The sequence below is a fragment of the Brevibacillus migulae genome (assembly GCF_004521915.1).
GTDB lineage: Bacteria > Bacillota > Bacilli > Brevibacillales > Brevibacillaceae > Brevibacillus_F > Brevibacillus_F migulae.
On the sequence record NZ_SDKD01000086.1, the window covers coordinates 1 to 359 of the forward strand.

General features: G+C 54.3%; 1 protein-coding gene. It reads left to right on the plus strand.

Translation table 11 applies throughout. The features are described from left to right. Positions 1 to 3 precede the first annotated feature (3 nt). A partial coding sequence (locus EIZ37_RS25715; RefSeq protein WP_235828236.1) for an ATP-binding protein occupies positions 4 to 359 on the plus strand: 356 nt, incomplete at its 3' end.

The following is a 359-nucleotide window of genomic DNA, read 5'->3' on the forward strand; positions in this document are numbered from 1 at the left end:
CGTCTGGAGGAACTTGGTTTGGGTCAAGCCGCCCAATCGCTTGATGCCAAGCTGGAAGCTGCCAGCCGGAGCCAAAGCACGTATCTCTCTTTCCTCAATGATCTACTGGACGCTGAGATTCAGGATCGCCAGCGCCGAAATGTAGAGGTCCGCATGAAGCTGTCTCACCTCCCTTATCGGCGTACGCTGAACGAATTCGACTTCTCGTTTCAACCGGGGATTGATGAACGACTGATTCGTGAACTGGCTGCGCTGACGTTCGTTGGGAGGCAAGAAAACGTGTTGTTTCTCGGGCCTCCCGGCGTGGGGAAAACGCATTTAGCCGTTGCTATCGCTATGGAGGCCATTGGACAAGGATT